Here is a 14,431-nt window from a genome sequence, read left to right as displayed (position 1 = left end):
GGGCTGGTGCCATCTGACACGGTGCTGGCCTGATGGGTGAACCCGCTCGCTCAATAGTCGAACCGGTCCACCGCCCGCCGCCGCTCATTGTCATCGCGCCGATCGTAGCTGGCAGTGGTCTGGATGTTGGCGTGATGCGCCAGCTTCTGCGCGATCGACAGGTCGTGCTCTTCGATCACCCGGGTGATGAACGCCCGGCGAAAATCATGCGGCATGATCTTCACCCCCACCTGCGCCCCGCGCTGACGGGCGATGTAGTAAATCGCATGTTTGGTGATGCGCGCACGGGTAATGTGGTTGCCACGGCGGATGCGGTTGAACAGGAAGGGGTCGTCCGAGGTGCCCTCTGGCAGTGATTGTCGACGCAGATCAAGCCAGGCCTGCAGTTTTTCGAAGGCCCAGGGCGGCGCATACTTGATCAGTTGCCGGTTGCCTTTGCCCAGCACCTGCAGGCTGCGCGCCTGGAAGTCGACTTGCTCCAGGTCGATGTCCACCGACTCCGATTTGCGCATGCCGGTGCCATACAGCAGCGCGATGATCGCCGCATCACGAACACCCTGCGGGCGCGGATCGGCGGTGCAGACATCCATCAATTCGCGAATCAGGCTACGGCGCAGGTTGCGCCCTGGCGGCAGGCGGCTGCCGGTTGCCGGCTTGACCTCACGAATACGCAGCAACTGCTCATGATCGATCAGGCCCTGGCGCCAGGCTTCATTCATCACGCCGCGTATTGCGTTGACATAAAGCGACGAACTGTTGGGCGCATAGCCATCGGTGCGCAGTGCTGCAACCAGGCCGATCACATGTCCCGGCTCAAGCTTGTGCCATGGCACATCGGCGAGGTTGCAATCAATGAAACCCAGCCGGTCGGCAGCGTCTTGCAAGATGTAGCGCATGGTTTGCTGGCTGGAAGGCGCCAGCCTGGCGAGGTACTGCAGCAGCGGATTTTGCGAAAGGTCGGACAAAACGTGAATCCTGTAGCGAAGCCCGGAGCGCCATCGGGCCCTCCAGGCGTAAAGCGGCCTGCGTCATTGCCTTGAAGATCAGGGATCTTGGCCACTGACATGAGCTGAAATGGGGGCACATAGGCTATCACTGGTAGGCCTCGTGTCCAACTCGGCAATCCTCGGCTTCACCTTCGATATCCCTGGCGGCCTGCTCGGCCAGTACACGCCTGGCGCAGGCAGCGATGCGGCAGCACACTTCTTCCAACTGTTCGACCGCAAGCACCAGCCCCATGCGCACATGTCCCGTTGCGCTGGGCCCGAATGCATCGCCCGGCAGCAGTGAAACGCCCTCCTCAATCAACAGCCGCTGGGCGAAAGCCTGGGCGCTCAGCCCGGTTTCGCGGATATCAAGCATCACGAACATGCCGCCCGCCGGCCGGTGAGGGCGCACCCCGGGGCAATCGCGCAGGGCCCTGCACACCAGATCACGCCGCTGACGATAGGCCTCGCGCATCTGTTGTACCGCAAGCAGGTTCTGCTCCAGCGCTACGCAGGCCCCCTGCATGACAAACTCCGGCAAGCCAAACAGCATGGCCATTGCCAGATTGGCCAAGTGCGCGATCAGCGCCGGGGGGCCGACCACCCACCCCACGCGCCAGCCGCTCATCGCATGCGACTTGGACACACTGTCGATGATCACGCAACGCTCGCGCATGCCGGGCATTTGCGCCGGGGCAACCGCTTGGCCGTCGTACAGCAGGCCACTGTAGACCTGGTCGCACACCAGCCAAAGATCATGGTCGCGACAAAGCTGCGCGAGTTGCACCATGTCCTCAGGGGAGATGGCGCTGCCGGTCGGATTGTGCGGTGTGTTCAGCAGCAGCCCTCGGGTACGCGGGGTTATTGCTTGCGCCACGGCTTGCGGGTCGAGCCGAAAGCCCTGCTCCGGGCTTACCGCCACCTGTACCGGTTGCGCCCCGCAAGCGCCGAATACAGCGTGGTAAGTGACATACATGGGCTCGGCGACGATCACTTCGTCCCCCGCTCCAAACAGGCATTGGCAGACCGCATACAACGCACACTGTGCGCCAGCGAGCACCATCACCTGCTCGACACTGACCTCAGGGCCACCACGGCGTGCAATCGCCTGGCGCAGCGCAAGGTTGCCACGCACATCACTGTAGTGGGTGTCGCCGCGGCGAAGGCTGAAGACCGCAGCTTCGACAACGGCCGTTGGCGTATCGAAGTCAGGATCGCCCACCGACAGCAGGAAGATTTCGCGCCCTTCGCGACGCAGGGCCTGTGCCTGGTAGTGGATATCCCAGGCAGCAGCGCCATCACCGGCAATGCGTTGGGTGAGCGTGGAATAGCGCATGACTGTCTCCCTGTCTGCCCAACTCGCACCGCTGGTCTGAAAACGCTGTGCGCCGAATGAGGTTAAAAATAGCAGAACCCTTCTGCAGCTCTGGCAACACCCGCCAACGAAAACGTTTGCTTGGCCATTTGCCGCCAAACGGCGAAGGAGCCATGTTTGTGACCGGGGTCAAGCGTAGGTGCATTTATCGTTTTTTCGGCAGAACAGCGGCCTGACGGATGCTATCTTTAGTTTCCCGACGGCCGCGCTCGCGGCGCCCCGTTCACCGCGTCCGGGTACGGACAAGGAGGCTGGCATGAACAAGATGACGTTCCCCAACGCCTGCCAGGTGATGCGCTGGCACTTCCACCCGCTGGGCTTCGAGGCCACCATGGATGCGCCACGCAGCATGATCGCCCGCCTGTTCGACCGTGCCACGGGCGAAACCTTGCTGGCGATCGCTGGCATCCCCTGCACTGCGATAATGGCGGCAGCCGATGTCGAACGTATCATTGAGGCGGTAGAAGCTGAAATGGATGCTTTCTTACCGGTTCTCGCCCTGCGTGACGCCAGCTAGGCGACCGCCTCGGGGCTTTTGCGCAATACCTGCAATGTCCCCATGAACTGCTCGGCCGGTACCGGCTGGCCCAGCAGGTAACCCTGTAGCGAATCACAGCCCAGACGGGTCAGGAAATCCTGCTGCCCGCCGGTCTCCACGCCCTCGGCAACAATACGCAAGCCCAACGCCTGGCCCAATGCAACGATGGCCGAAACAATGGCTGCATCGTCGCTGTCCTGCTCCAGGTCACGGACGAAACCTCGGTCGATCTTCAGCTCATTGGCGGGTAAGCGCTTGAGGTACATCAGGCTCGAGTAGCCGGTACCAAAGTCATCGATGGACAGGTCCACGCCCATATCGGACAGGCGCTGCAAGACTGCCAGGCTGGCATCGGCATCGTGCATTGCCGTCGTTTCGGTGATTTCCAGCGTCAGGCGGTTGGCCGGCAAACCGTTCTCGCGCAGGGCGCGGGCAACGCTGTCAACCAGGCCGGCATGGCAGAACTGGATCGCGGACAAGTTGACCGCCATGCGCCAGTTTTCATACCCCTGATCAAGCCACTGGCGCATCTGCCGGCAGGCCTCGTCCAGCACCCATTCGCCAATCGGGATGATCAGGCCGGTTTTTTCCGCCAGGCCAATGAAGCGGTCCGGCAGCAGCAGCCCGTGCTGCGGATGCTGCCAGCGCAACAAGGCCTCAGCGCCGATCGGCTGGCAAGCCTGCGCGGCGAACTTGGGCTGGTAATGCAGGCGGAACTGGCGTTGCTCCAGGGCCATGCGCAGGTCCTGCAGCAGCTGCAGCTGCTGGCGGGCGTTGCTGTTCATGGAAGCATCGAAGAAGCTGTAGCCATTCTTGCCGGCGCTCTTGGCGTGATACATGGCAGCATCCGCGTTGCGCAGCAACTCCAGCTGGTCTTGGCCATTACCCGGGTACAGGACAATGCCCAGACTCGCCGTCAATTGCAGGTCATGCTCGGCCACGCGGAACGCCCGCGACACCAGGTTGACCTGTTTGGCTGCCACATCCATGGCATCCGCGGGCTCCTGCAGTTCCACCAACAACACAAACTCATCACCGCCAATGCGCGCCAATGTGTCCTGGCTGTGCAAGTGGCCGCGCAAGCGTGTTGCCACTGCCTTGAGCAGCAGGTCGCCCACATGGTGACCAAACGCATCATTGACCGGTTTGAAGCCGTCCAGGTCGATGAACATCAGCGCAAAACAGCCGCCCTGCTCCGCCACCTTGCCGATCGCCTGTTCGATACGGTCAGAAAGCAGCGTGCGGTTGGGCAGGCCGGTCAGCGTGTCATGCAGCGCCAGCTGGGTGAGTTCCTGGTTGGCGAGGGTCAGCGAACGCGCAAGCTCCGCAGTGCGTGCCTCCAGGCGAGCATCGAGCACCGAGGTCAGCAAGGCCACTGCGAGCACCGCCAGGGTAGTGATCAGAACCAGATAGACCAGCCCATCACCTTGCAACCCGCCTGCCAGCGCGCCGCAGAAACTGCCTTGGGGGAAGTTGGCTGCGGCCATGCCGGTGTAGTGCATGCCGACGATGGCGACGCCCATCAGCACAGCCGCCAGTCCGCGGATCTGGCGAACGTAAGGGGTATGCTGACGCAGCCGGAAGGCTATCCACAACGCTGCCGCCGAAGCGCCCACCGCGATCGCCAACGAGGCACCGAACAGCGTTGGGTCGTAGTCAATGCCCGGCAGCATACGCAACGCCGCCATGCCGGTGTAATGCATGCAACTGATGCCAGCACCCATGAAGAGCGCGCCAAACACCAGTTGCAGCCACGGCAGGCTCGGTTGGCTAACCAGCCATAGGGCAAACCCCGAAGACAGCACGGCGATCAGTAATGAGAAGGCGGTCAGGCCAATGTCATAGCCCAGTTCGACCGGCAGGCTGAAGGCGAGCATGCCGATGAAGTGCATCGACCAGACGCCGGTACCCATCGCCAGCGCCCCACCGCCCATCCACAGGTGCACCGCCCTGCCCTGGGCGGTAGCGATGCGGCCGGTCAGGTCGAGGGCGGTATAGGAGGCTAGGATGGCCACGCACAGTGAAATCAGCACCAGCGAAGCAGAGTAACTACCGGTCAGCATTGAGAGTTCCAGCGACGGGACAGGGGCCCGAAAAAGCCGACGATTGTACTCAAGCTTTGGCGAAACGCACGGGATTTCTGAGCGCTCAAATGGATCTGTAATTATCTGCGAGAGTCCACCAGCCCCGCGATAGAGCCCCCCGGCGAACCACTGACATCAAATTGCCATTGGTCGGCTTTTGTCGCGCCTGAAGGGCAGGTGAAAAAAGGTGTTGGCTCATGCCTGAGCGGGCATTTTTTCGACACTAGACCGCGCCTTCACTCCTGACTGGCAAACGCTTGCCCGGCATCCCAGCCGCCGCCCAACGCAGCGATCAGCTGCACACTGGCCACCAGACGCCCCTGTAACAGGTTCAACACACTGCGCTCATTGCTCAGCGCCGTGGTCTGTACATTGACCACGTCCAGATAGCCGATCAGCCCGGCCCTGTACTGGTTGTCGGTCAGGCGCAACGACTCACGCGCGGCATCCAGAGCTTCCTGGCGCACGAGCGCCTCTTCGCCGTAAACCTTGAGTTGCACCAGGTAATTCTCGACCTCCTTGAAGCCGTCGAGCACGGTCTGGCGGTACTGCGCCACGGTCTGGTCGTATACCGCGACAGTGCGGTCAACCTCGGCGCTGCGCTTGCCGGCATCGAAGAGTGTCAGCGCCAGTTGCGGCCCTACCGACCAGTAACGATTGGGCAACTGAATCCAGTCATTGAAGGTACTGCTGGAATAACCACCGCTCATGCTCAGGCTCAAGTCAGGGAAATAGGCGGCCCGTGCCACGCCGATGTTGGCGTTGGCCGCCATCACGTTGCGCTCGGCCGAAGCGATGTCCGGGCGGCGCTCCAGCAATTGCGACGGCAGGCTTACCGGAATCTGCGGCAAGGCCGGGATGCTTTTGCTGTCGGCGAGGGCAAACTCGGCGGGTGCCTTGCCCAGTAGCACGGCAATGGCGTTTTCGAACTGCGCACGCTGCCAGACCAGATCTATCAGGTCGGCTTGGGTAGTCTTGAGCTGGGTACGTGCCTGGGCCACTGCGTCGGGGCCGGAGACGCCTGCACGGTACTGGTTCTCGGTCATGCGCAACGAACGTTCATACGTCGCGACGGTGGCTTCCAGCAGGCGCTTCTGCTCATCGATTACGCGCAACTGCAGGTAATTCTGCACCAGCTCAGACTGCTGGCTGAGGCGGATCGCGGCGAGGTCGGCGAAGCTCGCTTGAGCACTGGCCTCGTTGGCGTTCATGGTCTCGCGCAACTTGCCCCACAGGTCGATTTCCCAGCTCACCCCAAGCTGCGCGTTGTAAGTGTTGCGAATACCGCTGCTGTTGTTGGAAAGGCTGGAGCTCGAACTGCCTGTGCCCTGGGCCGAGCGGTTCTTGCTGGTGGTCAGGTCCAGGCTTGGGAACAACGACGCACGGCTGCTGCGCACCAGCGCTTGGGCCTGGCGGTACTGGGCTTCGGCCTGCGCCACACTCTGGTTGCTGCGGTTGAGCTCCTCGACCAGAGCGTTGAGCCCCGCGTCACCATAGATTTCCCACCAGGCGCCACGGGCGATGGCATCGGACGGATTGGCCTGGGTCCAGCCCTCGGCCTGTTTGAACTGCGCCGGTGTGCTCAGCTCCGGACGATGGTAGTCCGGGCTCAGGGTACAGGCGCTTAGCAGCGCCGCACACAGACCGGCACCGACCAGGCGTGAGCCACGCCCGCGGGTCAGCAGTTGCAGGGCGCGGTGGAGTGGGGACTGGGCAAAATTCATAGCGGGGTATCCAGAGCGGCATCGGTGCGCACGCCGCGCCAATGGTTGAATCGGTGGCGCAGGCGGTCGAGGTACAGGTACACCACCGGCGTCGTATACAGGGTCAGGACTTGGCTGAAGACCAGGCCGCCAATGATGGTCAGGCCCAGCGGTTGGCGCATTTCCGCACCCTCGGCGCGGCTGAGCAGCAGTGGCAAGGCGCCGAGCATGGCCGCCAGCGTGGTCATCAGGATCGGCCGCAGGCGCAGCAGGCAGGCACGGCGGATCGACTCTTCCGGTGTCAGCCCCTGATGGCGCTCCAGTTGCAGCGCCAGGTCGATCATCAGGATGGCGTTCTTCTTCACCACGCCAATCAGCAGGAACAGGCCCAGCAGGGATATCAGGCTGAATTCGCCCCCGGTGACATAGAGCGCAAGCAAGGCACCGACGCCAGCCGAAGGCAAGGTCGAAAGGATGGTCAGCGGGTGAATGTAGCTTTCATACAGTATGCCCAGCACCAGATACACCAGCACCAACGCGCCAAGAATCATGAACGGCTGGCCCTGCTGGGTCTTGGCGAAGGCGTCTGCCGTGCCGCCCAGCTTGGCAATCACCTCCTCGGGCAGGCCCAGCTTGGCCACCGCCCGCTCCACCGCCGCCATGGCCTGGTCGGGGCTGTAGCCTTCGGCAACGTCGAAGGCGATGTCTTCGGCAGCGAACTGGCCCTCATGGCTGACCCGGTCGTTTGCCAGGCTGTTCTCGTAATGGGCGATGGTCGACAAGGGCACACGCGCCCCGTCACTGGTGATCACCTGCACCTGCTCCAGGCTGCTTGGGTCCCAGGCGTATTTCGGGTTGATTTCCAGCACCACCTGGTACTGGTTGAGGCTGTCGTAGATGGTCGAGATCTGCCGTTGACTGTAAGCGTTGTTCAGAACGGTGGTGACCATGTCCATGTCGATACCCAGGCGCTTGGCCTGGTCGCGATCGACTACCAGTGTCACCTGCTGGGTACCGGAGCCGTCGCGAGCATCGATGGCGGTCAGCTCGGGCAGCGCGCGCATGGCTGCGACCACCTTGGGGAACCACTGGCGCAACGCTGCCAGATCGCCGCTCTGCAGGGTGTACAGGTACTGCGACGAGGTCTGGTCACGGCCACCGCCGCCCAGCTGCAGGTCCTGGTCAGCCATCAGGAACAGCCGTCCGCCAGGGACCTTGGGCATTTCCTTGCGCAAACGCTCGATGACCTGCTGCGCATCGATCTTGCGCTCGCTGATCGGCTTCAGGCGCACCAGCACCATGGCGTTGTTGGTACCACTGTTGCCACCAATGAAACCGGCAACACTCTGCACGGCCGGGTCGGCCAGCAAGGCACGGCGGTAGATTTCCATCTTCGGCTGCATCACGGTGAACGACAGCCCGTCGTCACCGCGGATGAAGCCCATCAGCTGGCCGGTGTCCTGCTGCGGGATCAGCGTTTTCGGCACGACCACATACAGCACGATGTTCAGGCCGATGGTCGCCAACAGGCTGATCAAGGTCAGGCGCTTGTGGCGAAGGGCCCAACTCAGGCTGCGATCGTAACCTTGGACCATGCGCTTGTGCACATTGTCGCTCCAGCGCTGCAGGCGCGTCTGTTCGGCGCGGTGGGGCTTGAGCCAACGGGCACAGAGCATCGGGGTGAGGGTCAGCGAAACCACCAGCGAGACGATGATCGCCGCCGCCAGGGTAATCGAGAACTCCTGGAACAGGTTGCGCACGATGCCGCCCATGAACAGGATCGAAACGAACACCGCTACCAGCGAGACGTTCATCGACAGCAAGGTGAAGCCGACTTCCTTGGCGCCGAGGAACGCCGCACGCATCGGCGGCTGGCCGTCCTCGATATGCCGCGAAATGTTTTCCAGCACCACGATGGCATCGTCCACCACCAGGCCTGTGGCCAGGATCAACGCCATCAGCGACAGGTTGTTCAGCGAAAAACCGCACAGGTACATCACCGCGAAGGTCCCCACCAGCGATACCGGTACCGCCAGGCTGGGGATCAACGAGGCGCGCAGGCTGCCGAGGAACAGGTAGACCACGAGGATCACCAGCACCACGGCGATCAGCAGTGTGTGCTCGGCTTCCTTGAGGGTGGCCTTGATGACCGGCGAACGGTCCATGGCCACGTTCAGTTGCACGCTGGCCGGCAGCAGCGACTGCAGGGCCGGCAACTGCGCGTGGATCTGGTCGACGGTCTCGATGATGTTGGCGCCGATCTGACGGTTGACCACCAGCAGCACGGCACTCTGATCGTTGAAAAAGCCGCTGTTGTAGCGGTTCTCGACGCTGTCTGTGATGGTCGCCACGTCGGACAGGCGCAGTATCGTACCGTTCTGCTGCCGGATCACGATCGGTTCGTAATCCTTGGCTTTTTCCAGCTGGTCGTTGGCCCGTACCTGCCAGTTGCGCTCGCTGTCCTCGACGAAACCCATCGGCCGGCGCTGGTTGGCGTTGGCCACCGCAGTGCGCACTTCGTCCAGGGACAGGCTGTACTGGTTGAGCAGTTGCGGCTCGACGGAAATGCGCACAGCCGGCAGCGAACTGCCGCCGATCTGTACTTCCCCTACCCCACTTACCTGAGCCAGGCTCTGCGACAGGATGGTGTCAGCCAGATCGTACAACTGGCCTTTCTGCAACACGTCCGAGGTCAGCGAAAGCACCATGATCGGCGCCTGTGACGGGTTGAGTTTCTTGTAGGTCGGCATGCTGCGCATGCCGCTGGGCAGCAGGTTGCGGGTGGCGTTGATCGCCGCCTGCACCTCGCGCGCGGCGCCGTCGATGTCCCGGCCTTGCTCGAAGCCGATGATTACCCGGGTCGAGCCCTGGTTGGAGCTACTGGTCAGGGTGGTGACACCGGCGATACTGCCAAGCTTGCGTTCCAGCGGCGTGGCTACCGTGGAGGCCATCACCTCGGGGCTGGCGCCAGCCAGGTTGGCTTGAACCACGATCACCGGGAAGTCCATCTGCGGCAACGGCGAAACCGGCAGCAGGCCGAAGCTGACGCCACCAAGCAGCATGATTGCCAGGCTCAGCAGCATGGTCGCTACAGGCCGGCGAATGAAAGGGCCGGACAGGTTCATGCCTCGGCCTGCTTGGCGTCAGCGGCCGGGCGCCAGCGCCGTGCCAGGCGGTCGAAGTACAGGTAGATGACCGGCGTTGTGAACAGGGTCAGTACCTGGCTTACCAGCAAGCCGCCGACCATGACCAGCCCCAACGGCTGGCGCAACTCGGCACCGGAACCTGTGGCCAGCATCAGCGGTACTGCGCCGAACAGCGCAGCCAGGGTGGTCATCAGGATCGGCCGGAAACGCAGCAGCGCCGCCTGGTAGATCGCGTCGTGCGGGCTCATGCCTTGATTGCGCTCGGCCTCGAGGGCGAAGTCGATCATCATGATCGCGTTCTTCTTGACGATGCCGATGAGCAGGATGATGCCAATGATGGCGATCATGCCCAGGTCGTTGCCGCTGAGGATCAACGCCAGCAAGGCACCGACCGCCGCCGACGGCAAGGTCGAGAGGATGGTGATCGGGTGAATGTAGCTCTCGTACAGCACGCCGAGCACGATGTACATGGTCACCACGGCGGCAAGGATCAGCAGCAAGGTGCTCGACAGGGACGCCTGGAAGGCCTCGGCAGCGCCCTGGAAGCGGGTCTGCACGCCGATGGGCATGCCGATTTCCTGCTGTACCTGCTCGATCACCTTGACTGCTTCGCCCAGCGACGCACCATGCGCCAGGTTGAACGACATCATTACCGCGGGGAACTGGCCGATGTGTGAAATCGCCAGCTGCGCCTGGCGCTGCTCGATGCGCGCCAGTGCCGACAGGCGTACCTGACCACCGTCACTGGCCTTGACGTGGATCGACTCCAGCGCCTGTGGGCCGATGCTTGCTGCATCGCGCGACTGCAGCACCACCCGGTACTGGCTGGCCTGGGTATAGATGGTCGAGATCTGCCGCTGGCCGAAGGCGTCATACAGGGCGTTGGTGATTTGCGACACATCGATGCCCAGGCGGCTGGCCATGTCACGGTCGATCACCAGGTACACCTGCAGCCCCTTGTCTTGAAGGTCGCTGGCCACATCCTGCAGTTCCGGCCGCTGTTGCAGCGCATTGACCAGCTTGCCGCTCCACTGCGCGAGCAGGTCGGCGTCGGGCGAGGACAGGCTGAACTGGTACTGCGTGCGGCTGACCCGATCCTCGATGCTCAGGTCTTGCACCGGCTGCATGAACAGGCGGATGCCGACCAGCTTGTCGAGCTGAGGCTGCAAGCGGCTGATCACCTCGCCGGCCGTCACGTCGCGCTCGCCGTGGGGTTTGAGGTTGATCAGCAGACGGCCACTGTTGAGCGTGGCATTGTCACCGTCCACGCCGATGTAGGACGACAGGCTCTGCACGGCCGGATCCTGCAGGATGATCGTGCTCAGCGACTGCTGGCGTTCGCTCATGGCGGCGAACGAGGTGGACTGCGGGGCTTCGGAGATACCCTGGATCACCCCGGTGTCCTGCACCGGGAAGAAGCCCTTGGGCACCACCATGTACAGGAAAACGGTCAGTGCCAGGCTGGCGACCGCCACCAGCAAGGTCAGCGGCTGGTGCCGGAGCACCCATTGCAGGCCACGGCCGTAGTAATCGATCAGCCAGTCGATCCAGGCACCACTGGCTCGGTAAAAACGGCCTTGCTCTTCTTCTTTGGGTTCACGCTTGAGCAGGCGTGCGCACATCATGGGTGTCAGGGTCAGCGAGACCACCAGTGAAATCAGGATAGCCACCGCCAGCGTGATGGCGAATTCGCGGAACAGCCGGCCCACCACATCGGCCATGAACAGCAGCGGGATGAGCACGGCAATCAGCGAGAAGGTCAGGGAGATCAGGGTGAAACCGATCTGCCGCGCGCCCTTGAGCGCAGCCTGCATGGGCGTTTCGCCCTCCTCGATGTGCCGCGAGATGTTCTCCAGCATGACGATGGCGTCATCGACCACAAAACCGGTGGCGATGGTCAGGGCCATCAAAGTCAGGTTGTTGATCGAGAAGCCGGCCAGGTACATCACGCCGAAGGTGCCGATCAGCGACAGCGGCACGGCAATCGACGGGATGATGGTGGCACTGATGCGGCGCAGGAAGACGAAGGTCACCATCACCACCAGGACGATGGCGATCAGCAGTTCGTGCTGCACATCCTTGACCGCGGCGCGGATGGTCTGGGTGCGGTCGGTCAGCACCGACACCTCGAGGCCGGCGGGCAGGTTGTCGGTGATCGACGGCAGCAGGTCCTTGATGCGGTCGACCACCTCGATGACATTGGCACCGGGCTGGCGCTGGATGTTCAGCAGTACCGCCTGGTTCTGGTTGGCCCAGGCAGCGAGGCGTTCGTTCTCGGCTCCGTCGACGATTTCGGCGACGTCCTTCAGGCGCAGCGGCGCACCGTTGTTGTACGCCAGGATCAGGTTGGCGTACTCCTCGGGGGAACGCAGCTGGTCATTGGCATCGAGCATCGACACCCGGGTCGGGCCATCGAAGTTGCCCTTGGGCTGGTTGACGTTGGAGGCGCCAACCAGGGTACGCACGTCATCGAGGTTCAGACCATTGGCAGCCAACGCATCGACGTTGACCTTGATGCGCACAGCCTGGCGCTGGCCACCGGCGATGCTGACCATGCCCACGCCGCCGATCTGCGCGAGCTTCTGCGCCACGCGGGTGTCGACCAGGTCGTTGAGCTTGGGCAGCGGCATGGTCTTGCTGGAAATGGCCAGGGTCAACACCGGGGTATCGGCAGGGTTGACCTTGTTGTACACAGGTGGTGCCGGCAGGTCGCTGGGCAGCAGGTTGCTGGCGGCGTTGATCGCGGCCTGTACCTGCTGCTCGGCAACGTCCATGTTCATGTCCAGGCTGAAGCGCAGGGTCAGCACCGAGGCACCGCCAGAACTGGTCGATGCCATCTGGGTCAGGCCCGGCATCTGGCCGAACTGGCGCTCGAGCGGCGCGGTCACGGCGCTGGTCATCACCTGCGGGCTGGCGCCCGGATACAGGGTCATGACCCTGATGGTCGGGTAATCGACCTGCGGCAAGGCCGAAACCGGCAGCAGCTTGTACGCGATCAGGCCGGCCAGCACGATGGCCAGCATGCTCAGCGTGGTGGCGACCGGGCGAAGGATGAACAGGCGCGACAGGTTCATGCGCCCGCCTTGCCTGCCGTTTCACCGGTCTGGGCCGAGCCTTTGCCGTCCTGCCCCTGCAGGTGCTGGCCGGGGGTGGCCGGTACTTGCGAGCTGTCTTCGACCACTTCGACCTTGGAACCTTCGCGCAGGCGGTCGGTGCCTTCGAGCACCAGGCGGTCACCGGCCTTGAGGCCTTCGAGGATCACACTGTTCTCACCGTCACTGGGGCCCACCTTGAGCTTGCGCACATTGACCGTGTTGTCGGCAGTGACGACATAGGCGAAGGTGCCGTCGTTGCCGAACTGGATGGCCGCCGCCGGTGCCATGACGACCTGCTTGAGGGTGTCGGCCAACAGGCGCACGTTGACGAACTGGTTGGGGAACAGGGCCATGTCCTTGTTCTCGAAGCGGCCTTTGAACTTCAGGGTACCGGTGGTGATGTCTATCTGGTTGTCGATGCTGGCCAGCACGCCAGTGGACTGCAGCTTGCTGTCGCCGCGGTCCCAGGCCTCGACCGGCAGGCTGGCACCGCTGCGGTAACGTTCCAGCACGGTAGTCAGCTCGGTTTCCGGCAAGGTGAAGGCAACGCTGATCGGTTCGGTCTGGGTGATGACCACCAGGGCGGTAGTGTCATTGGCCGCCACCAGGTTGCCCAGGTCGAGCTGACGCAGGCCCACCCGGCCACTGATCGGCGCGCGGATCTGGGTGAAATCAAGGTTCAGGCGGGCATCATTGACCTGAGCCTGGTTGGTTTTCACCAGCCCCTGGAACTGCGCCACCTGGGCTTCGGAGGTATCGAGCGTCTGTTTGGCGATGCTGTCTTCGGCGTACAGGCCTTTATAGCGCGCCAGGTCGACTTGAGCGTTCTTGAGCTGCGCCCGGTTTTGCGCCAGCGTGCCTTCGGCCTGCTGCAGCGCGATGCGGTAGGCGCGCGGGTCGATCTCGGCGAGCAAGTCGCCAGCCTTGACCTGCTGGCCCTCCTTGAAGTGGATTTTCACCAGCTCACCGGCAACACGGCTACGCACGTTGACGGTATTGGTCGCGGTAACCGTGCCAAGCGCCTTGTAGTAGAGCGGAAAGTCGCCCACCCGTGCAGGTTCCACACGCACTGGCACCGCTTCGGTGGAGCCGCCGAAGCCGGGACGGCCCATACCGATGCCCATGCCCTTGCCCGGGCGCCCCCCGCCCGCTTCTTTTGGGGCAGGCGTTGCAGCGGGCCACAACCACCAGGCCAGCAGGGCCACCAGCAGCAGGATCAGCAGGCCAACGAGCCAGCGACGAGGGGATCGGGAGACGGAAACTCGCATGGGTTGAACGAACCTTGTTCGGAATGACGACTTGGGAAGGTGAACGATAAGCACTGGCACTCTTTTAGCAAAGGCCCTTTACCAGAGGTTTACCTTTGCCTGACGTTGCCAAGAGGCTGAACTTTAAATGAAAACGGCCCGGAAAGCGTTCCGGGCCGTTACAGGGTGTTGCTTGGAGAGGCAGCGTACTGAAGAGTTCCGAGGCCGAAACCTTCGATAAAGGCCTTCGTTACGCT

At 62.9% G+C, this 14,431-nt stretch carries 8 protein-coding genes; 1 reads left to right on the top strand and 7 read right to left on the bottom strand.

The annotated features are described in order from the left end of the window. Positions 1-50: 50 nt before the first annotated feature. On the bottom strand, positions 51-965 hold the full coding sequence (locus NGJ21_RS20720; protein WP_174141144.1) for a site-specific integrase: 915 nt from the start codon (positions 963-965) through the stop codon (positions 51-53). A gap of 127 nt (positions 966-1,092) precedes the next feature. Beyond that, on the bottom strand, positions 1,093-2,322 hold the full coding sequence (locus NGJ21_RS20715; protein WP_115274688.1) for a pyridoxal phosphate-dependent aminotransferase: 1,230 nt from the start codon (positions 2,320-2,322) through the stop codon (positions 1,093-1,095). 295 nt (positions 2,323-2,617) lie between these two features. Between NGJ21_RS20715 and NGJ21_RS20710 the strand changes: the two genes are divergently transcribed. Next, complete coding sequence (locus NGJ21_RS20710) at positions 2,618-2,878, top strand: DUF1652 domain-containing protein (RefSeq protein WP_119687089.1); 261 nt, start codon at positions 2,618-2,620, stop codon at positions 2,876-2,878. Here NGJ21_RS20710 and NGJ21_RS20705 read toward each other — a convergent pair. The 5 genes from NGJ21_RS20705 to NGJ21_RS20685 all read right to left on the bottom strand — a co-directional run bounded on the left by NGJ21_RS20705 (position 2,875) and on the right by NGJ21_RS20685 (position 14,195). After that, a complete protein-coding gene (locus tag NGJ21_RS20705; RefSeq protein ID WP_115274687.1) occupies positions 2,875-4,962 on the bottom strand; it encodes a putative bifunctional diguanylate cyclase/phosphodiesterase in 2,088 nt (695 codons plus the stop codon). The two genes, NGJ21_RS20710 and NGJ21_RS20705, sit on opposite strands and share 4 nt — an antisense overlap. A gap of 257 nt (positions 4,963-5,219) precedes the next feature. Next, positions 5,220-6,707: an efflux transporter outer membrane subunit gene (locus NGJ21_RS20700; RefSeq protein ID WP_119687091.1), complete on the bottom strand. Its 1,488-nt coding sequence runs from the start codon at positions 6,705-6,707 to the stop codon at positions 5,220-5,222. Further along, the gene (locus tag NGJ21_RS20695) at positions 6,704-9,811 is read right to left on the bottom strand and encodes an efflux RND transporter permease subunit (protein ID WP_046786090.1); all 3,108 of its coding nucleotides are present in this window, start codon (positions 9,809-9,811) and stop codon (positions 6,704-6,706) included. Before NGJ21_RS20695 ends, NGJ21_RS20700 begins: the two co-directional genes overlap by 4 nt. Further along, a complete protein-coding gene (locus NGJ21_RS20690) occupies positions 9,808-12,906 on the bottom strand; it encodes an MdtB/MuxB family multidrug efflux RND transporter permease subunit (RefSeq protein ID WP_237858525.1) in 3,099 nt (1,032 codons plus the stop codon). Before NGJ21_RS20690 ends, NGJ21_RS20695 begins: the two co-directional genes overlap by 4 nt. Further along, positions 12,903-14,195, bottom strand: coding sequence for an MdtA/MuxA family multidrug efflux RND transporter periplasmic adaptor subunit (locus tag NGJ21_RS20685; protein ID WP_161872563.1), 1,293 nt, complete (start codon positions 14,193-14,195; stop codon positions 12,903-12,905). Before NGJ21_RS20685 ends, NGJ21_RS20690 begins: the two co-directional genes overlap by 4 nt. Between the last annotated feature and the right edge of the window lie 236 nt (positions 14,196-14,431).

Origin of the sequence: Pseudomonas sp. Marseille-Q5299, assembly GCF_943737035.1 — a bacterium.
GTDB classification, from domain to species: Bacteria; Pseudomonadota; Gammaproteobacteria; order Pseudomonadales; family Pseudomonadaceae; genus Aquipseudomonas; species Aquipseudomonas putida_E.
The sequence above is the reverse complement of the archived record's forward strand: the minus strand, read 5'-3'. Positions and strand labels throughout refer to the sequence as shown.

What these genes read in the sequence shown, in the direction of transcription:
- NGJ21_RS20705 (WP_115274687.1), bottom strand. Translation starts at nt 4,962, where the DNA reads ATGCTGACCGGTAGTTACTCTGCTTCGCTGGTGCTGATTTCACTGTGC.
- NGJ21_RS20700 (WP_119687091.1), bottom strand. Translation starts at nt 6,707, where the DNA reads ATGAATTTTGCCCAGTCCCCACTCCACCGCGCCCTGCAACTGCTGACC.
- NGJ21_RS20695 (WP_046786090.1), bottom strand. Translation starts at nt 9,811, where the DNA reads ATGAACCTGTCCGGCCCTTTCATTCGCCGGCCTGTAGCGACCATGCTG.
- NGJ21_RS20690 (WP_237858525.1), bottom strand. Translation starts at nt 12,906, where the DNA reads ATGAACCTGTCGCGCCTGTTCATCCTTCGCCCGGTCGCCACCACGCTG.
- NGJ21_RS20715 (WP_115274688.1), bottom strand. Translation starts at nt 2,322, where the DNA reads ATGCGCTATTCCACGCTCACCCAACGCATTGCCGGTGATGGCGCTGCT.
- NGJ21_RS20710 (WP_119687089.1), top strand. Translation starts at nt 2,618, where the DNA reads ATGAACAAGATGACGTTCCCCAACGCCTGCCAGGTGATGCGCTGGCAC.
- NGJ21_RS20685 (WP_161872563.1), bottom strand. Translation starts at nt 14,195, where the DNA reads ATGCGAGTTTCCGTCTCCCGATCCCCTCGTCGCTGGCTCGTTGGCCTG.